At 58.6% G+C, this 17543-nt stretch carries 17 protein-coding genes; 12 read left to right on the forward strand and 5 right to left on the reverse strand.

Translation table 11 applies throughout. From position 1 onward, the window contains the following. The first annotated feature begins 2 nt into the window (after positions 1–2). The 3 genes from gatA to ilvD all read left to right on the forward strand — a co-directional run bounded on the left by gatA (position 3) and on the right by ilvD (position 4936). Positions 3–1496 (forward strand): Asp-tRNA(Asn)/Glu-tRNA(Gln) amidotransferase subunit GatA, encoded by a 1494-nt coding sequence (gene gatA / locus Q8M73_07130; protein MDP2288324.1) that lies wholly within the window; start codon positions 3–5, stop codon positions 1494–1496. After that, a complete protein-coding gene (gene gatB / locus Q8M73_07135) occupies positions 1493–3013 on the forward strand; it encodes an Asp-tRNA(Asn)/Glu-tRNA(Gln) amidotransferase subunit GatB (protein ID MDP2288325.1) in 1521 nt (506 codons plus the stop codon). Before gatA ends, gatB begins: the two co-directional genes overlap by 4 nt. 75 nt (positions 3014–3088) lie before the next feature. After that, a complete protein-coding gene (gene ilvD, locus Q8M73_07140) occupies positions 3089–4936 on the forward strand; it encodes a dihydroxy-acid dehydratase (GenBank protein MDP2288326.1) in 1848 nt (615 codons plus the stop codon). 1 nt (position 4937) lies between these two features. Here the strand turns inward: ilvD and Q8M73_07145 are convergent, their stop codons facing one another. The 3 genes from Q8M73_07145 to trxA form a co-directional block, all read right to left on the reverse strand. Next, a complete protein-coding gene (locus Q8M73_07145) occupies positions 4938–5198 on the reverse strand; it encodes a metal-sensitive transcriptional regulator (protein ID MDP2288327.1) in 261 nt (86 codons plus the stop codon). Positions 5199–5438: 240 nt separating this feature from the next. After that, positions 5439–6896 carry an FAD-dependent oxidoreductase gene (locus Q8M73_07150; protein ID MDP2288328.1) on the reverse strand — a complete coding sequence of 486 codons (1458 nt, stop codon included), beginning with the start codon at positions 6894–6896 and terminating at the stop codon, positions 5439–5441. 50 nt (positions 6897–6946) lie between these two features. Next, positions 6947–7315, reverse strand: a complete 369-nt coding sequence (gene trxA, locus Q8M73_07155) for a thioredoxin (GenBank protein ID MDP2288329.1) — start codon at positions 7313–7315, stop codon at positions 6947–6949. A 192-nt stretch (positions 7316–7507) separates the two neighbouring features. Here trxA and Q8M73_07160 point away from each other — a divergent pair, with 192 nt between their 5' ends. Further along, complete coding sequence (locus tag Q8M73_07160; protein ID MDP2288330.1) at positions 7508–8176, forward strand: PIG-L deacetylase family protein; 669 nt, start codon at positions 7508–7510, stop codon at positions 8174–8176. A 97-nt stretch (positions 8177–8273) separates the two neighbouring features. Here Q8M73_07160 and Q8M73_07165 read toward each other — a convergent pair whose 3' ends face one another. Continuing rightward, positions 8274–8477 carry a DUF2892 domain-containing protein gene (locus Q8M73_07165; protein ID MDP2288331.1) on the reverse strand — a complete coding sequence of 68 codons (204 nt, stop codon included), beginning with the start codon at positions 8475–8477 and terminating at the stop codon, positions 8274–8276. 164 nt (positions 8478–8641) lie between these two features. Here Q8M73_07165 and Q8M73_07170 point away from each other — a divergent pair, with 164 nt between their 5' ends. Further along, positions 8642–9031: a DUF302 domain-containing protein gene (locus Q8M73_07170; GenBank protein ID MDP2288332.1), complete on the forward strand. Its 390-nt coding sequence runs from the start codon at positions 8642–8644 to the stop codon at positions 9029–9031. Here Q8M73_07170 and Q8M73_07175 read toward each other — a convergent pair. After that, positions 9026–9679, reverse strand: coding sequence for a class I SAM-dependent methyltransferase (locus Q8M73_07175; protein ID MDP2288333.1), 654 nt, complete (start codon positions 9677–9679; stop codon positions 9026–9028). The genes Q8M73_07170 and Q8M73_07175 overlap by 6 nt on opposite strands. 286 nt (positions 9680–9965) lie before the next feature. Between Q8M73_07175 and Q8M73_07180 the strand changes: the two genes are divergently transcribed. The 7 genes from Q8M73_07180 (at position 9966) to Q8M73_07210 (ending at position 17539) form a co-directional block, all read left to right on the forward strand. Then, complete coding sequence (locus tag Q8M73_07180; GenBank protein MDP2288334.1) at positions 9966–11597, forward strand: FAD-dependent oxidoreductase; 1632 nt, start codon at positions 9966–9968, stop codon at positions 11595–11597. A gap of 107 nt (positions 11598–11704) precedes the next feature. After that, positions 11705–12613, forward strand: coding sequence for a DUF2510 domain-containing protein (locus Q8M73_07185; protein ID MDP2288335.1), 909 nt, complete (start codon positions 11705–11707; stop codon positions 12611–12613). A 64-nt stretch (positions 12614–12677) separates the two neighbouring features. Then, entirely contained in the window at positions 12678–13307 is a 630-nt protein-coding gene (locus Q8M73_07190) for a class I SAM-dependent methyltransferase (GenBank protein MDP2288336.1), read from the forward strand. A 262-nt stretch (positions 13308–13569) separates the two neighbouring features. Further along, a complete protein-coding gene (locus Q8M73_07195; GenBank protein MDP2288337.1) occupies positions 13570–15309 on the forward strand; it encodes an acetolactate synthase large subunit in 1740 nt (579 codons plus the stop codon). After that, positions 15309–15845 carry an acetolactate synthase small subunit gene (gene ilvN / locus Q8M73_07200; GenBank protein MDP2288338.1) on the forward strand — a complete coding sequence of 179 codons (537 nt, stop codon included), beginning with the start codon at positions 15309–15311 and terminating at the stop codon, positions 15843–15845. Before Q8M73_07195 ends, ilvN begins: the two co-directional genes overlap by 1 nt. Positions 15846–15893: 48 nt before the next feature. After that, complete coding sequence (ilvC, locus tag Q8M73_07205) at positions 15894–16925, forward strand: ketol-acid reductoisomerase (GenBank protein ID MDP2288339.1); 1032 nt, start codon at positions 15894–15896, stop codon at positions 16923–16925. Positions 16926–17050: 125 nt separating this feature from the next. After that, on the forward strand, positions 17051–17539 hold the full coding sequence (locus Q8M73_07210; protein MDP2288340.1) for an A24 family peptidase: 489 nt from the start codon (positions 17051–17053) through the stop codon (positions 17537–17539). The last annotated feature ends 4 nt before the right edge of the window (positions 17540–17543 follow it).

Here is a 17543-nt window from a genome sequence, read left to right on the forward strand (position 1 = left end):
CTGTGAGTGATCTCATCCGGCAGTCCGCAGCCACGTTGGCTGCTGCTATCTCAAGCAGACAGACCTCTGCAGTTGAGGTAACACAGGTGCACCTTGATCGCATTGCTGCCGTCGACGACAAAGTGCACGCCTTCTTGCACCTGACCAGTGAGTCGGCGCTTGCGCAGGCCAAGAGCGTCGATGTGCGGATAGCCGCGGGCGAGCGACTCGGACCCTTGGCAGGTGTTCCTCTTGCGCTGAAGGATGTCCTGGCCATGAAGGGTGAGCCGACAACGGCTGGGTCGCGAATCCTGGAGGGCTGGCGACCGCCATATGACTCAACTGTGGTGCAACGCCTGCGAGCCGCAGACATCGTCATCTTGGGCAAGACCAACATGGATGAATTCGCCATGGGCTCCTCGACTGAGCATTCGGCCTTTGGGCCGACGCACAATCCTTGGGATCTTGATCGCATTCCGGGCGGGTCAGGCGGAGGCTCGGCCGCGGCTCTTGCCGCATTTGAAGCTCCGTTGGCCATCGGAACTGACACGGGCGGCTCGATTCGCCAACCCGCTTCGGTGACTGGCACGGTGGGAGTGAAGCCGACATATGGCGGCGTCTCCCGCTACGGGCAAATCGCTCTTGCCTCATCGCTGGATCAGCCGGGACCATGCGCCAGATCGGTGCTTGATACCGCCTTGCTGCACGCGGCGATCGCCGGGCATGATCCGATGGATTCAACATCGATCAATGCCGAGGCTCCTGATTTCGTCGGAGCAGCTCTCAGGGCTGATGTGCGCGGTATGCGCATCGGCGTGGTGAAGGAACTGGGCGGCGATGGTTACCAGACCGGCGTTGCTCAGCGTTACGCCGAGGCACTGAATATTCTCGCGGGATTAGGTGCAGAGATCGTCGAAGTCTCATGCCCGCATATGGAATACGCGCTGGGGGCCTACTACCTGATCCTGCCTTCTGAAGCCTCGAGCAATCTTGCTCGCTTTGATGGCATGCGCTACGGACTTCGTGCTGGCGACGACGGCTCGAATTCAGTGGAGCAGGTGATGGCGATCACGCGTGAGGCCGGGTTTGGCCCCGAGGTGAAGCGGCGCATCATCCTTGGTACCTACGCCTTGTCCAGTGGCTACTACGACGCCTACTACGCCCAGGCACAGCGCGTGCGCACACTCATCACGCGCGATTTCAATTCCGCATTCGAGAAAGTCGATGTGCTTGTCTCACCGACCGCACCCACGACAGCATTCAAATTGGGAGAGAAACTCGACGACCCGATTGCCATGTACCTCAACGACGTGGCAACGATCCCGGTGAACCTAGCCGGCATCTGCGCGATGTCGCTGCCAATCGGACTTGCACCAGAAGATGGTCTGCCGGTTGGCTTCCAGATCATGGCGCCGGCTATGGCCGACGATCGGCTCTATCTGGCCGGGGGAGCCCTCGAGGCCGCGCTCACCGACAAGTGGGGACATCTGTTGATTGAGGAGGCACCAGCACTGTGACCACGCCCACGGACGTTTATCTTCCTTACGACGAAGCGATCAGTCGCTACGAGCCGATCATCGGCATTGAGACGCACGTAGAGCTTGGTACGAATTCCAAGATGTGGTGCGGATGTTCGACGGCATTCGGGGCAGAAGCCAACACGCATGTATGTCCGGTGTGCTTGGGTCTGCCTGGCTCCATGCCGGTCGTCAATCGTCAGGCGATCGAATCCACCATCCGTATCGGTCTTGCACTCAACTGCACGATTGCTGATTGGTGTCGCTTTTCTCGTAAGAACTACTTCTACCCCGATATGCCCAAGGACTACCAGATCAGTCAGTACGACGAACCCATGTGCTTTGACGGGTATCTGGATGTCACGGTCGCAACGGACAACGGTCCTCAGGTCGTGCGCGTGGAGATCGAGCGCGTGCACATGGAGGAAGACACCGGCAAGTTGACGCATACAGGTGGCAGCACCGGACGCATTCATGGCGCCGACTACTCCCTCGTGGACTACAACCGCGCAGGCATCCCGCTGATTGAAATCGTCACAAAGACAGTGATTGGCACCGGCAAATTGGCTCCCGAAGTAGCCAGGGCCTATGTGACCGAGTTGCGTGATGTCATGCGCGCCCTGAAAGTCTCTGATGTGCGCATGGAGGAAGGATCCATGCGATGCGATGTCAACCTCTCCCTGAACAGGCCTGGTGACGGCTGGGGTACGCGAAGTGAGACCAAGAACGTGAACTCCCTGCGTTCAGTTGAACGTGCTGTGCGCAGTGAGATCGAGCGTCAAGCCGCACTGCTGGATTCCGGCGGACGAGTCATTCAGGAGACTCGACACTTCAATGAGGACACTGGTCGGTCCACAAGTGGCCGTTCCAAAGAGGAAGCCGAGGATTACCGGTACTTCCCCGAGCCTGATCTGCTTCCGATGGCTCCCAGTCGCGAGTGGATAGAAGAACTGCGAGCCGGATTGCCCGAGATGCCCTCAGTCAAGCGAGCGCGGCTGATGGTCGAATGGGGCATCAGCGAGTTCGAATTGCAGACCCTTGCCAACTCTGGCGCTATCGAACTCGTCGAAGCCACAATCGCTATTGGCGTCGACTCCAGCGCAGCGCGCAAATGGTGGACTGGCGAATTGCTACGGGTAGCCAATGAGCAAGGCGTTGAACTCGATCAGATCAGTGTCACTCCGCACGACATTCAGGAGGTCGAAGCATTGATCGACAGCGGCGCGCTCAACGACAAGTTGGCTCGCCAGGTATTTGAGGGACTGATTGCTGGGGAAGGAACCGTCGATGTCATCGTGCAAAGTCGCGGCCTTGCCGTTGTCAGTGATGACGGAGCTCTGCTTGCAGCCATTGACGATGCGCTGGCTGCTCAGCCCGATGTCGCCGAGAAGATCAAGAGCGGAAAGATTCAGGCGGCTGGCGCCATCGTTGGTGCAGTAATGAAGGCAACACGCGGTCAGGCCGATGCGGCCAAAGTGCGTGCCTTGCTGCTCGAGAGGCTCGGCGTCAGCGACTAGTTTCGATTCGATAGGAGCTCTTGTCGCGCGGGGTAGTCTTTGATCCGTTAGCCCTACTGTTCTGTGAGGTCTGCCATGCCGATGTATCGCTCTCGAACGTCCACCCACGGCCGCAATATGGCCGGTGCCCGCGCGCTCTGGCGCGCCACAGGCATGAAAGATGGAGATTTCGGCAAGCCGATCATCGCTGTGGTCAACTCCTTCACGCAGTTCGTGCCCGGACATGTGCACCTGAAGGACCTCGGTCAGCTCGTTGCTCGCGAGATCGAGGCTGCTGGCGGAATCGCCAAGGAATTCAACACGATTGCCATCGACGATGGCATCGCGATGGGTCACGCGGGAATGCTGTATTCGCTCCCGAGTCGCGATCTCATTGCCGACTCAGTCGAATACATGGTCAATGCTCACACTGCTGACGCCATGGTGTGCATCTCCAACTGCGACAAGATCACTCCCGGAATGCTGATTGCTGCGATGCGCCTGAACGTGCCTGTGGTCTTTGTCTCGGGCGGACCGATGGAAGCCGGCAAGGTCACCTGGCACGGGATCACTCGCAAGGTCGACCTGATCGATGCAATGGTCGAGGCGGGCGATGAGAAGAATTCGGATGAGGAAGTCGAGGCAATGGAGCGCTCGGCGTGCCCAACCTGCGGCTCCTGCTCGGGCATGTTCACCGCTAACTCGATGAACTGCCTGACCGAAGCGCTCGGCCTCTCTCTTCCGGGTAATGGCTCGGTGCTGGCTACCCACGCAGATCGAAAAGAACTCTTCTTGCGTGCCGGTCGCTTGATCGTCGAGATCACCAAGCGCTACTACGAAGAAGATGATGAGACGCTGCTGCCGAGGTCCATTGCCAACTTCAAAGCGTTTGAGAATGCCATTGCGCTCGACATCGCCATGGGGGGATCAACGAACACAGTGCTGCATCTGCTTGCTGCAGCGAGTGAAGCAGGTGTGCCATTCACGATGAAGGACATCGATCGAATGTCACACAAGGTGCCAAACCTTTCAAAGATCGCCCCGGCTTCGCAGCTCGTGCACATGGAAGACGTGCACCGCGCGGGTGGAGTGATGGCGATCTTGGGTGAGCTGGATCGCGCAGGCGTATTGCATACCGAATTGCCGACAGTGCATGAGCCAACGATGGCGATGGCTCTGGCAAAGTGGGATATCGCGCAGACGAAGGATGAATCGGTACTTGAGTTCTACCGCGCTGCACCAGGCGGCATTCCGACTCAGACTGCCTTCTCCCAGGACCGTCGCTATGACTCCCTGGATCTGGATCGCTCCGAGGGTGTCATTCGCGATCGTGAGCATGCATTTTCCCAAGACGGCGGGCTCGCAGTGTTGCATGGCAACATCGCGCCTGATGGCTGCATCGTGAAGACTGCGGGTGTCGATGAGGAATTGCTGACCTTCGCTGGTCCTGCCCGAATCTTCCACAGTCAGGACGATGCAGTCGAGGCGATCCTGAACAAGCAGATCGTCGCTGGCGATGCCGTGGTCATTCGCTACGAAGGGCCTCGAGGCGGGCCAGGCATGCAGGAAATGCTGTACCCGACCTCCTTCTTGAAGTCCAGAGGCTTGGGCAAGCAGTGTGCACTGATCACTGATGGTCGATTCTCCGGCGGCACTTCGGGACTGTCCATCGGCCATGTCTCGCCAGAAGCGGCTTCAGGCGGGGCGATTGCCCTGATCGAAGAAGGCGATCGGATCGTCATCGATATTCCCAACCGCACGATCAATGTCGATATTGACGATGAGGAGCTTGCCACGCGGCGCGCGGCAATGGAGGCCAAGGGTAAGCAGGCCTTCAAGCCCATCGGCAGGGATCGTGTGGTCTCACCGGCCCTGCAGGTGTATGCCGCGATGGTGACGTCAGCTGATACCGGCGCTGTTCGCGATGTGAGCCTGCTGGGCTAGCTCAGGCCAGCGACAAGAAGAGCTTCTCCAGGTCGGCCTGAGCCTTCTGAACGTCGCCACCCGCTTCAATGCACTGCTTGAGCTCGGTCGCGATGATCTTGAATCCGACTCGCTCGAGTGCCTTTGAGACGGCAGCGATCTGTGTCACGACGTCGGAGCAGGAGCGGCCCTCCTCCATCATGTTGATGACTCCGTCGATCTGTCCGCGTGCGCGCTTGAGGCGATTCATCACGTCTTTCCGCAATTCGTTGTCGATTTCCATGGCATCACTATAAAGCCATACCCGTAGGGGTATTAGAAACGTATGGCGTCACTGCGGCAAGTGAATCGCCAAAGATGCGGCGTTCAGTGGTGTCCACGGGTGATCATCCTCAGCATCTTCAGATTGAGACGAGCGAATCTCCACAGTTGGAGCACCAGATTGCCTCGTGCCCGGACTTCCCTCGCCGAAGGCACGCCTGCATCTGAGAACTGGACGATGGTGTTCATCGGTCTCCAATCACTATTCGGGAATGAGGTACCAGAACGGTCGTGCCTTTGCCTTGTAGATGAACAGGTAGTGCAGCATCACCTTCATCCAGTGTGCGCTGAGCCCGATTTCTCCATAGGTCTGCTGGGTATCTCGCCCCAGGCTTCCGTACTTCTGCTTGTCGGGAATGATCGGGAACACTGTCATCGCAGCGGCCGTGCCGGTTCGCCAGCCCTTGCCTGCCGATGCAATGCAGGCTGCGCCCATCTGCGCCATCGAAGCCGTGTGAACCTTCGCCCGCTCGCCATGCTTGATGCGCTCAGCAATGCTCATCGCAACGGCTTTCCCAATGGTTCCCGAGGGCATTCCGGTGCGTGGTGGAGCCGGCGCGATCACTGTCCCATTTGGACTGCTTCGTGGTCGCGACATCTGGTGCGGTGGTGCGAAAGCGATTCCGGCCGCCCAGACATTGTCGTATTGCACTGATTGGTAGGTGCTTGGCCAGTCGCCAGGCAGCCACTCCTCGTAGGGCTTGGGGGAGTAGTCCGCATCGACCTTCATGAATCCACTGGGAGCAAAGATCTCAGACGTGATGTCGCGGCCTTGGCGATCGAAGGCCTTCATATCGGCGCCCCGAAATGGCGGCAATAGCATGGCAAAGTCGAACGACTGGGCACCCTTTGTGCCATCCACGAGTTCGTAATGCGCAAGGCCAGCTTCAATGTAATCAATATGCGCCGACATGATTGCCTTCACGCCGCGTTCCCTGAAGATGGACTCGGTGAAGGACTGACTTGAGATCACGTCTCCCTTGTGCCCGAAGTTCATGCCATCCATGCCGAAGTCACCAAGGTGTTCCTCGTTGGTGATGTAGATGACCTCGGCTAAGTCGCGGACGCCCTCCTTCACTAACTCGCGTTCAACGTTGAATGTGTATTCGAAAGCTGCCCCTTGGCAGGTACACGTGCCGTGCCCCATTCCGATGAGCAGAGTCTGGCGTTGGCCTGACTTGAGGCGATGCACTACCTGGGTGAACTCCTTGGCGGTCTTGCTCGCGTGGTCTGCAGTGCACACCGACCAGGTGTGCTGATCTGGCCCGAGTCCCGGTGTTGCGGCGAAGTTGAGCTTGGGACCAGTCGCGTTGATGAGGAAGTCGTATTCGAGCTCGCCTGTCTGTCCTTCGCGGGCAGAGTCGGTATACCGCACGGTCACATAGGGACGCATGTGCGCAGCGTCGCCTTCGCCATGCAATTCGATCGCGAATGCCTGATGAAAATCAATGCCCTTGCGTTCGTAAACAGGCGCAAGTGGGAAGGTCACCTGCTTGACAGACATCTGTCCGACGCCCACCCAGATGTTCGACGGAATCCAGTTCCACTGTGAATTGGGAGACACGACAATGACCTCGTGCTCCTTGCCCAGCTGCCGACGAAGGTGCAGGGCAGCAGTGTGCCCGGCAATGCCGGCCCCAAGAATGACGGTGCGAGTCATAGGAATCTCCTGACGTGAGCACTGAAGTCGAGCCGGACGTGGGTTCGAGATCAGGCAGGCTTTGGCGCCGCAGCCAACTGGCTGCGAATGTCTTCCATGTCAAGCGCGCGGATTGAACTGATCAATCGCTCAAGTTCTTGAGCCGGAAGTGCTCCTGCCTCCCGGTACACGAGAATCCCGTCCCGGAAGGCCATCAGCGTGGGGATGGATGTGATGTGTGCCGAAGCGGCAAGCACCTGTTCGGATTCAGTGTCGATCTTGCCGAAGGTGATGTCCGGATGAGTCTGGGCGGCTCGCTCGAAGATCGGTGCGAACTTCCGGCAGGGGCCGCACCAGGATGCCCAGAAATCTACGAGCACGATTTCGGAGTTCGCAATTGAAGTCTCGAAGTTGTCGATGGTCATCGTCACGGTGCTCATCTGCACGTGCACCGATTCTCTGGTGGAACGGTTGCCATCACCTGGTCGACATGCATACCGCATCCCGAGTAGGTGGTCTTGCCGCAGCTTCTGCAGACAGCGGGACTACACATGAAACCTCCAATAAGAGACGGTAGGAAAACTATACCCCCGGGGGTATACACTTAGCAAGTCGAACTGAAGGAGATGCACATGGATCCGAATTCACGCAGCTTGCCGCCATGGAAGTCGGTACTGGCGGTGGTGGCTCATCCGGATGATGAATCCTTCGGCCTTGGCGCGGTGCTATCGAGCTTTGTCAATGCGGGAGGCAGTACCTCGGTTCTGTGCTTTACCCACGGAGAGGCATCGACTCTTCACGGAGTCGAAGGCGAACTGGCGCAGGTGCGAGAGGCTGAACTGCGTTCTGCTGGAATTGAACTTGGTCTGACGAACGTGCGGCTCCTGTCCTACGCAGACGGGGACCTTGCAAGTGCGAATCAGGCGAGGCTGCGAGCCGATATCTTGACCGCGGTGCGCGATTTTGCTGTCGATGGGCTCCTGGTGTTCGACCCCTCAGGTGTCACGTCGCATCCGGATCACCAAGCTGCAACCCAGGCTGCTTTGCAGGCAGCGCAAGAGCAGGGCTTGGGCGTCCTTGCTTGGACTTTGCCAGCAGATGTGGCCGCGACGCTTGCCGAAGAATTCAAGGTGCCGTTCAAAGGGCACCAGGTGCAAGAGGTGGATGTCGTCATTGACGTGGATCGTGGAACTCAACTGAAGGCTGTGCAATGCCACCCCAGTCAGGCTGTGCCCGGTAGCGCACTGTGGAGGCGGCTGGCATTGTTGGGAGATCGTGAACACTTGCGCTGGCTCGCATAAGACTCATGATGCGCAATGCCACGGACCGGCACCGGAAGCACGTCGTGCTGGCCGTCGCATTTGCAATCGAACCTTGCTATCCGTCAGACGCCTTTGGTCATGTGGACCTGTTGGTCCGCAAACCAAGAATTCGGTAGAGGGGGCAGAAGCCAACAGCAGCAGTGATGAGCAGGATCGCCGCAACGACGAACAAGATGATGCCAAGCGCGGTGCCAGCGCCGACAAGCAGCGCCACCACGACCGCAACTGTGGCCAGTGCGACGCGGATGACGCGATCGACGGTGCTCTCGTTGGTGCGCATGGTGGGTTCCTCTCGAAGGGGCGAGTCAGGTGTGACTGACTGAACGTCTTCAGCATACCCCTGTGGGTATACTGGGGGAGTTCGAGTCTGCCGACAGAACGAAAGACTTTCACTTGCCCGCATGGCGTGTGAATATCCAGATTCTCAACAGTGAGGAATGCGCGATGTCGTACTCAATGAGTCGGACTTTCGATCGGGATTTTGATCTGGTCAGGAGCCAGGTCGGCGTTGCTCTTGCCGATCAGGGCTTCGGTGTGATCACAGAGATTGACATGCAGGCCACCTTGAAGGCCAAGGTCGGTGCAGAAATTGATCGCTATCTGATCCTGGGCGCCTGCAATCCAGCCATCGCCTTCCGAGCTCTCCAAGTCGAGCCCGAAGTCGGCCTGCTGCTTCCGTGCAATGTGGTGATTCGATCGATTCCGGACGGAACTACGGTCGACTTCATCGATCCAGCGATCATGAGCGAGCTTGCAGCGAATCCGGATATGCAGTCGATCGCGGCTGAAGTCGCAGAGAAGCTCTCATCTGCACTATCCAGCATCCAGTCATAGCGATTTTCGCGCCACGAGATCGGTCAATGCCGACCTGCCCCTATGGCCCTGCCCCTCGTCAATCTCCTGGTCGTAGTCGAGCAGCAAGATCAGATCCAGATCGGCGAAGGATTCGCGCAGCAGCTCTGCGTCGTACAACTGTTCCAGGACGGAAGGACCTCCCGTTCCAAAGCCAAGTTGGCGCTGGTGGTAGCCCTCCATGAGCAGGACTCCATTTCGCTTTATTGCTGCACTCAATTCTCCAAATAGTTTGCGGCGCTGCGTTGGAGTTGCGAACTGAATGAAGATCGCGACAACGGCGTCGTACTGCTCGAAAGGCCAAGTCCAATTCAGCACATCTACTTGCTCGAAATAGATGCAGCCCGGTTGAATCGATGTGAAGTCCTCTACGACGGCTACGCCCCGCGAGACGGCCAGTGATGTGGCCTTCTCAATCGCCACCATCGATGCTTCGATTGCATGCACGCCATATCCCTGCTGGGCCAGCCACACACCATTGCGGCCCTCGCCGTCTGCGACGGCCAACACCAGGCCAGAGCGTGGGATGTGGTGAGCCTGGCGTACGAGAAAGGCATTGGGGTCGGTCCCAAACAGATAGCCATCCTTGGCATAACGAGCATCCCAGGAACCTTCTGCGTGCTGACTCATAGGTCCTGCCCCTGTCTTGGCCCTCGATGATTGAGTTGCCAAGAGCATACCCCGGGGGGTATGCTCTTGGCACTAGAATCAATGCTCCCACGACCGAAATGGATCTTCATGTGCCGACAAGCAAGCTGCCAGAACTGCGGTAAGACCTCATGGGCTGGCTGCGGCCAGCATGTTGATCAGGTGATGCGAGGAGTACCAAAGGCGCAACGATGCACGTGCACAGCAGCAGAGAAGAATGCAGCCAAGAAGCAGGGCGGATTCCTGTCACGTCTGTTTGGAGGCTGAGATGAAGCAGGTAGTGATCATTGGTGGCGTTGCCGGTGGAATGTCCGCGGCGACGCGTCTTCGCAGGCTGGATCCGAGCGCATCGATCATCGTTGTGGAACGAAGCGGATATGTCTCCTATGCAAACTGCGGTCTGCCCTACTTCATGGGTGGAGTGATCGCCAATCGAGGCGACCTGCTTCTGCAGACGCCAGAGAGTCTGCATGCTCGATTCCGACTCGATGTTCGAGTGCTCACTGAAGTGGCGGACATCGATCGCACTGCAAAGACAGTGACTGTGCGAAATCTCGCCGATGCAAGCATCTACGAACTGCCCTACGACTACTTGATCATGAGCCCGGGGGCGCAGGCAATCGTGCCAAATCTGCCCGGTATCGAACGGGCACTGACCCTGCGCACGATTGAAGACGTCACCCGGCTTTCCCAGGCCGTCTCCAGCAGCCCGCGCCACGCTGTGGTGATCGGAGGCGGGTTCATCGGCGTGGAGACTGCCGAGAATCTCGTGCACCGTGGAATCTCGACCACCCTTGTCGAGGCAATGGACCAGGTGCTTGCACCGCTCGACCCCGAAATGGCAAAGCCAGTTGCCGACGAGTTGAGCGCACATGGGATTTCCGTGCGGCTTGGATCAGGGCTGTCAGCTATTGATGAGCAGGGAGTCGTCCTTGCTGACGAATCGCGGATTGATGCCGATCTGGTGATTCTGGCAATCGGTGTTCGTCCCGACACAGCCTTGGCCAGTGCCGCGGGTCTGGAGGTCGGGCCACGGGGCGGCATAGTCGTCGACGCCTTCAACCGCACAAGTGATCCGTCGATTTATGCCGTTGGTGACGCAGTCGAGAAGACCGATGCCCTGGATGGGGAGGCTGTGCTCGTGCCACTTGCCAACATTGCCAATCGACAGGGACGGATGGTGGCCGACCACATCATGGGTCGTCCGGTTCGCGAAGTTCCCACGATCGGCACCGCAATCGTGAAGGTCTTCGACTTGGCGGTGGCAACGACGGGTTGGAGTGAGAAGCGCCTGCGCGCCCAAGGTCGGGCTTGCGTCGTGCTGCACTCGCATCCGGGTTCGCATGCTGGCTATTACCCCGGTTCGGAATCAATGATGCTGAAGATGGTCGTGGATCCAGTGACTGGCCAAATACTCGGCGCGCAAGGCGTGGGACGCCAGGGCGTCGACAAGCGCATCGATGTGCTGGCCACGGCAATGCGCGCGGGCATCACTGCACCGGAGCTTGCCGATCTTGAGCTTGCATATGCGCCACCCTTTGGGTCGGCCAAGGATCCCGTGAACATGCTTGGCTACATGGCCGACAACGTGCTCAGTGGCTTGACGCAGACCGTGCAATGGAACGAACTGGCCTCGCAGATGCAACATGGGGCAGTGCTGGTGGATGTGCGCACTCCTGAAGAATTTCGGCAGGGACATATCCCAGAGGCGATCAACATCCCCGTCGATGACCTTCGCGACAGATGTCAGCAGCTGCCAAAGCAGAATGTCATCGTCTACTGCAAGGTTGGGCAGCGCGGCCACACTGCGGCCAATCTGCTGCGTGAGTGTGGTGTTGCGTCGATGAACCTCGACGGCGGCTTCGAAACCTGGAGCCATTCTCCGGCGGCGCGTAAGTAGAACCGCGAAATTTACTGAATCACGCCCTCGCATGGCAGTCATAACTGGCACGATGCTCAGCGCCGCTGACCCGCGGATCATTGCCCAACACGCTAGAGTGAGGTTCAGTGAAGGCCAAGACGAAGGCAAAGCTCGAGAAGAACCGGGCTAAAGCATCGGGGACGGCGCAGGACCCAATCCGCCTGTACGACCGTCCGATCTGGTTTGACGTCTGGTTCATCGTCGGGCTCATGCTCGCGACTCCAGACGTCATCGTGGCCATCCTGATCACATTCAGGGCTGATTTCGACTTTGATATCGCCGGTCGAGCAATCAGCGGCTATCTCCTGCTTCTTATTCTCACGATCCTGAAATTCGGCCTCGGCTCCTTGATGCCGGTGTTCATTCGAAGGTCGATGCGTCGCGGAAAGCTCAAGGCCGCGCCTATTCGCCTGGAACCTGGCTTCTATGAGGACCCGATTCGCAAGGGCAGTCAGCGGTACTGGGACGGCACAGCATGGACTGCGGAACTGCGTGCGCCTTACAAGCGCGAGCCAGGGCGGATGCTGTTTCTGTGCGGAGTTGGCTTCCTTCTCAGCCTGCTCATCGGTCTTGGGTTCTCAGTCAAGACGTTCAACGCCGTGAAGGTTCAGCTCTCGTATCAGAGCAGCACCAGTTTGGTCCAGCAGTTCTCCAACGAAAGTCTGACGGCCCTCACTCCCGATGTCGTCATCGCTTCGAGCCCGGCCTTTGCCGAGGCAAGCAGCAATCTGTCGTCCGATGTTGCTGGCTATCCCAGGAAAGAAGGCGAGGCCACCGAAGTTGAGGGGATTGATCTCGTCCTTTATCAGTCCTATGCAACTGCCTTCGCCGCACTTGCTGACCAAGTTGCCAAGTTGGCCGCCAAGATTCAGGCCTGCCCCTCGGTTGACAGTCCCTGCTCAAGTGCGGCGCTGAAGTCAGCCAGTGCGGGCATCTCACAGGCGGTACGGCAACTGCCCGTCGTGCAGACTCGTGATCAGGCGGCCAGCCAATAGCGCAGGAGTGGATCTTTTTGCTTGACATTTGGAAGGCTCCGAATTCGTATGCCACAGTTCAGGAGTGAGCAAAGCACGAGGGCTGAGCGAGCATTGGGACGAGCGCTATCGCAAGATTGGCTCGACCGACGTGTCTTGGTTTCAGGCAGAGCCGCTGATGTCGATCCGCCTCATTGGCTCCTTGGACTTGCTGCTCACTGATCCCATCGTTGACGTTGGTGGCGGGGCTTCATTGCTCGTGGATCGGCTCTGTGAGCTTGGTTTCGCAGATCTCACAGTGGTGGATCTCAGCGTTCAGGCTCTGGAGGAGTCCAAGGCGCGGGTGGGAAATTCAGGCATCGAGTGGATTGCTGCTGATGTTCGGCAGTGGCAGCCGAAGCGACAGTTTGTGCTCTGGCACGACCGGGCCACATTTCATTTCCTGACCGAAGTGAGCGACCAACATCGCTATTGGGACATCGCGTCTGGCCATCTCACACCAGGCGGGCATGTTGTCATCGGAGTATTTGCCCATGACGGTCCGCAGACATGCTCTGGGCTGCCCGTGCGCAGGTACGACATTGAGGAGCTTGCGGCAGTCATGGGGCCCTCATTTGCAATTCTGGAGCACGAATACGAGTCTCATGTGACGCCGGCTGGGGCGTCGCAGGCGTTCTTGTGGGTGGTGGCCCAGCGGCTTGGGGAAAGCAAGTAGGGGGGAGTGGGTTGTTCCAGTGTCCAAATGGAGCCTGGAACAGCGCGATTTGCGACGTGGCCCTCGTCACTCACCAAATGTGGTGACATTTGTGCCATAGCAGGAGTAAAGTTGCTGCTTGTGTCAACTGCTCTCGTAGTTATCAGGCGCGCCGGCTGAACTTCAGTCAGCGCGCTCCCTCCGCTTCCCGAAAGGGTCGGAGGGTTTCTTATTGAGTGGGCAGTGTGACCGGACAGATACGACCCAAGAGAAGAAGGCAGTAATGAGCGAGCAGGTCACGGGAGCGCAGAGCCTGGTGCTGTCCCTAGAGGCGGCCGGGGTAACCGACGTTTTCGGGATTCCAGGTGGGGCGATTCTTCCCCTGTATGACCCACTCATGGATTCTCGGCAGATCCGCCACATCCTGGTCCGACATGAGCAGGGCGCCGGCCACGCCGCTGAGGGGTACGCGGCGGCTTCTGGTCGTGTTGGTGTCTGCATGGCGACCAGTGGTCCGGGGGCCACAAATCTGGTCACGCCTATTGCGGATGCCCACATGGACTCGGTACCCATGGTGGCAGTTACCGGACAGGTTGCCAGCGCATCGATCGGCACCGATGCATTCCAAGAGGCAGATATTCGTGGCATCACGATGCCAATCACCAAGCACAACTTCTTGGTGACCAATCCTGATGACATTCCCCAAACCATTGCCGAGGCATTTCACTTGGCAGCAACTGGCCGCCCGGGCCCAGTGCTCGTTGACGTGTCAAAGGACGCCCTGCAGGCCCTGACCTCATTTGACTGGCCCCCGACGATCAACCTTCCCGGCTACCACCCGGTGACTCGCCCGCATGCAAAGCAGGTGCGCGAGGCAGCTCGCCTGATGGTTGAGGCGCGTCAACCTGTGCTGTACGTCGGTGGGGGAGTCATCCGCGCCAATGCATCAGCTGCTCTATTGCGACTGGCCGAACTCACTGGCATTCCAGTGGTGACCACTCTTATGGCACGTGGGGCATTCCCCGACGATCATGCACTGCAGTTGGGTATGCCCGGCATGCACGGCACGGTTGCTGCTGTCGGAGCTCTTCAGAAGTCCGATCTGCTCATCACTTTGGGTGCCCGTTTCGATGATCGAGTCACTGGCAAGCTCAGCAGCTTTGCTCCAAACGCCACAGTGATTCACGCAGACATTGACCCGGCTGAGATCGGCAAGAATCGCTTCGCCGAAGTGCCGATTGTCGGCGATTTGCTCGAGATCATTCCTGAGCTGATCGCTGCTATCGAGGCTGAGCATGCAGCTGGTCGTCAGGGCGATTACGAAGGCTGGTGGAGTCAGCTCAGTCACATGCGCCAGACCTATCCCTTGGGCTACGACTTGTCGGAGGAGGGCCTGTCTCCGCAGTATGTAATCGAGCGCCTGGGCATCATCTCCGGCGAGAACTCGATCTACACCGCAGGCGTGGGCCAGCATCAGATGTGGGCAGCGCAGTTCATCAAGTACAACAAGCCGCGCACCTGGATCAACTCGGGTGGACTTGGCACGATGGGCTTCGCGGTGCCAGCAGCAATGGGTGCCAAGGTTGCAGCTCCAGACAAAACTGTGTGGGCTGTTGACGGCGATGGCTGCTTCCAGATGACCAACCAAGAGCTCGTCACATGCACGATCAATGAGATTCCGATCAAGGTTGCGCTGATCAACAACAGCAGCCTGGGCATGGTTCGTCAGTGGCAGACGTTGTTCTACAACGAGCGCTACTCGAACACCGATCTGCACTCGCACCGACTTCCTGACTTCGTCAAGCTTGCCGATGCCTATGGCTGCCATGGCCTTCGTTGCGAGAATCCCGATGAGGTCGATGCAACGATCGAGAAGGCGATGAGCTTGAACGACGCACCCGTGGTGATCGACTTCGTGGTGCACAAGGATGCAATGGTGTGGCCGATGGTCGCCGCCGGTATGAGTAACGACGAGATCATGGTCGCCCGATCCATGGCTCCAGAATGGGGGTCAGACGACTGATGACTCGACACACGCTCTCAGTACTCGTTGAGAACAAACCTGGCGTGCTCGCACGTGTTTCGAGCCTTTTCGCCAGACGTGGATTCAATATTGAGTCGCTGGCCGTCGGCCCGACCGAGGTCCCCGATGTCTCGCGCATGACCATCGTCGTCAATGTCGAGAGCCTGCCTTTGGAGCAGGTGACCAAGCAACTCAACAAGTTGGTCAACGTGCTCAAGATCGTTGAGTTGGATCAAGGGGCTGCTGTTGCGCGAGAGATCATGCTCGTGAAAGTTCGAGCCGATATCGATTCGCGCAGCAAGGTCATTGAAGTGGTCCAGTTGTTCAAGGCCAAGGTGGTGGACGTCGCGCCAGAGGCCTTGACCATTGAGATCACGGGCAATCCGGAGAAGCTTGCTGACTTCCTGAAGGTCATGGAGCCATTTGGCATCAAAGAATTGGTGAAGTCGGGCATGGTTGCAGTAGGCCGTGGATCGCGCTCCATCTCTGATCGGTCCACTCGGCCTGCAGACAAGGCAGGCGAACGCACGGCGTAATCTGTCGGGCGCAACATCGCAATTCCCATTCAATAAGGAGAACCTCCGGTGGCAGCTGAACTGTTTTATGACGATGACGCGGATCTGTCGATCATCCAGAATCGCGTAGTCGCAGTCCTTGGCTTCGGTAGCCAGGGTCACGCCCACGCAATGTCCCTTCGTGACTCAGGCGTAGATGTTCGCGTTGGTCTGGCCGAGGGCTCAAAGAGCCGCGCCAAGGCTGAAGAAGCTGGTCTGCGCGTCGTGGATCCCGCTACCGCATGTGCCGAGGCCGACTTGATCATGGTGCTGGTTCCAGACCCAGTGCAGTCCGCGCTGTATGCCACGGCGATTGAGCCGAACCTTCAACCCGGTGATGCCCTGTTCTTCGCGCACGGATTCAACATCCGCTATGGCTTCATCACGCCTCCTTCCACTGTCGACGTGGCCATGGTGGCTCCAAAGGGTCCAGGTCACCTCGTACGCCGTGAGTACGTTGCTGGTCGAGGCGTCCCCGCAATCGTGGCCGTCGAGCAGGATGCGACGGGCAACGCTTGGGCACTCGCGCTCAGCTACGCCAAGGCCATCGGCTCACTTCGCGCCGGTGGAATCAAGACCACGTTCACAGAAGAGACCGAGACGGACCTGTTCGGTGAGCAGTCAGTGTTGTGCGGCGGGGCGTCCCAACTGGTGATGTACGGCTTCGAGGTCTTGACCGAGGCCGGTTACCAGCCAGAGGTTGCCTACTTCGAGTGCCTGCATGAGCTCAAACTGATTGTTGACTTGATGTACGAAGGTGGCATCGCCAAGCAGCGTTGGAGCGTCTCTGATACTGCCGAGTACGGCGACTACGTCTCTGGTCCTCGAGTGATCGATCCACACGTGAAGGAGAACATGAAGGCTGTCCTCGCGGACATCCAAAATGGCAACTTCGCCAATCGCTTCATGGCCGACCAACTCGCAGGTGGCCCGGAGTTCAAGGAGCTGCGCGCAAAGGGTGAGGCGCACCCGATTGAATCGGTCGGTCGCGAGCTTCGTGGCTTGATGAGCTGGGTGGACAATCGCGGTGACGACTACGTCGAGGGCACTGCTGCTCGCTGAGCGCATCGCACTTCAGATGGGGTCGATTCCTTCGGGAGTCGACCCCTTCTGCCATTTCCATCAGAGTTGTCCACAGCAAGTCGTGGCTCTTCGCTCCCGACGGTTAATCGCCGCATACTCAACCGGTGCTCGCTCTTGCTCCGTTGTGCGTGGTTTGGCTGTGTGCCGGTGCCGCGCTGTCAGTCATCGACATACGTGAACATCGGCTGCCCGATCGAATCGTGCTTCCCATGTACCCCGTGCTTGCTGGCGTTCTGGCGCTCACCGGATTGCTCACTGGGCAGTGGCCTTTACTGCGGTCCCTCGGCGGCGCTGGACTCTGGCTGGCAGCCATCGGCTCGGTCTGGTTGATGACGTCTGGGCGGGCGATGGGATTCGGCGACGTGAAACTGGCGCCTTTGCTGGGGGCCTCCTTGGGCTGGGTCAGCTTTGATGCTGCGCTCCTGGGTCTGATGAGTTGCTGGATTCTGGGTGGCATGTGGGCGTTGACCCTGTTGGCCACCCACCGGGTCAGCAAGCGCGATGCCATCGCATTTGGCCCATTCATGTTCCTTGGGCTGCTTGCTGGGATTGCCCTTGGCACAAGTTCGGGAGCCTCGGCACTGGGTTTGTGAATTG

This window comes from Actinomycetota bacterium, assembly GCA_030684515.1.
Classification (GTDB): domain Bacteria; phylum Actinomycetota; class Actinomycetes; order S36-B12; family S36-B12; genus UBA11398.